Source organism: Allobosea sp. 01N443 (assembly GCF_056399325.1).
In genome coordinates, this window is the sequence record NZ_JBFTRC010000408.1 from 1 (window position 1) to 773 (window position 773).

Genomic DNA, 773 nt, shown 5'->3' on the forward strand with positions numbered 1-773 from the left:
TTGGTCAATATTGCAGCGGCGTGCAGCCCCATGACGGCTACAGGCTGCAGTGCCTGCTGACCGCGTCGAAGGTCGTCAGCAGCGGCTGCAAGCAGGTCATCGTCGATGCCGGTTGGAACTGAAGGCACAGCGCACCCCATGAAGCCCATCGCCCTCGTCTTCTCCGCCGCAATCGCCCTCGCCCCCGCAACCGCAATCGTGCAGGCCCAGGAGCGACTCAACGATACGCAGCTGATCGAGACGCTGAACGTCCTCGACCAGTCGAAATCCATCGACGTCGCCGCGCTCCGCCGCCAGGCCGTGGACAGCGTCGCCGCCAACCGCGGACCGGATGCCTCGCTGCGCGAGCCGCTCTCGCAGGAACTGGACAATCTCTCGCAGTTCACCGTCGAGATCCAGTTCCGGACCGGCTCGGCGGTGATCCGCCCTGCATCGTTCCGCACGGTCGGCGTGATTGCCGACTCCCTGCTCCACCCGACCTTGCGGGAATACAAGTTCCTCATCGTCGGCCACACCGACGCGGTCGGCGACCGCAAGTCCAACCTGACGCTGAGCCAGAAGCGGGCCGATGCGGTTCGCGACGCGCTGGTCACCACATTCGGCATCGCCCCCGCCAGGATTGTCTCGGTCGGTCTCGGTGAAGAGCAGTTGCAGAACCGGAAGAACCCGGACGCAGCAGCCAATCGGCGCGTCCAGATCGTGAATGTGGGTCGTTTCAGATAGGGGCCGGATGGTGATGGACCGGCTTGGTTGCAGACATTTGAGCGCGAGGA

1 protein-coding gene is annotated in these 773 nt (G+C 64.7%); it reads left to right on the forward strand.

The genetic code is table 11. The features are described 5' to 3' along the window. Positions 1-138 precede the first annotated feature (138 nt). The gene (locus AC1DRP_RS36720) at positions 139-723 is read left to right on the forward strand and encodes an OmpA family protein (protein WP_441508680.1); all 585 of its coding nucleotides are present in this window, start codon (positions 139-141) and stop codon (positions 721-723) included. Positions 724-773: the final 50 nt, after the last annotated feature.